We start from the raw sequence: 752 nt of genomic DNA on the forward strand, positions 1-752 counted from the left end.
GTTTCATCGCCGTGGATCTCTGCGTAGGCGACCCGGGAGTGGTCGTCGATGACGGTGTGGACATAGGCGGTCCCGATCAGTGGCCCGCGGTGTCTGCTGCGCGCCTTGTCCGGGGTTCCTGCCCGGTTCCGGTCTCCTTGCTGCCGCCCAACGTAGCGCCAGCCGCCGCCGTCGGGGATATTCCCGAGCTTCTTCACGTCGACATGGATCATCGCCCCCGGCGTCTCGTGCTCGTACCGGCGGATGACCTCCCCGGTGCGCTTGTCCACGTGGTGCAGGCGGTTCAGCCGGCACCGGACCAGAACCGCGTGCACGGTCGAGGCCGGCATGGCCAGCTTCGCCCCGATTGCCACCGGCCCCAGCCGTTGCTTCCAGCGCAGRTGCACGACCTTGCGCACCAGCTGCTGCGGCGTCCGGTTCGCCACCCGGTGCGGGCGCGAGGACCTGTCAGCCATACCCGCCTGACCCATCGCGGCGTAGCGGGCCGCCCACCGTTTGGCCGTGGGCCAGGCGCAGTTGAACTGCTCGGCAGCCCGGGACACCGGCCAGCCGTGATCTACGACCAGACGCGCGAGACGTAAACGTTGGCGTGGAGTCAAAGCGGCATTAGCGTGGGACATTGAGGACCTCCTGGTCGCTGCAGCGGTTGTCTAAGCAACTCCACTGTGCAACCGGAGGTCCTCACCTCTGTGTCAACGACTCCAGCGAGTCATCACATTCACCGAACCAACGTCCCTGGGCAGTACAGCTAG

General features: G+C 66.7%; 1 protein-coding gene. It reads right to left on the reverse strand.

Features of this window, described 5'->3' with window-relative positions:
- On the reverse strand, nt 1-620 hold a 620-nt coding region (locus AC1DDH_RS20375; protein WP_476956195.1), incomplete at its 3' end, for a helix-turn-helix domain-containing protein.
- Nucleotides 621-752: the final 132 nt, after the last annotated feature.

It is taken from the genome of Arthrobacter sp. 10T425 (genome assembly GCF_056393985.1).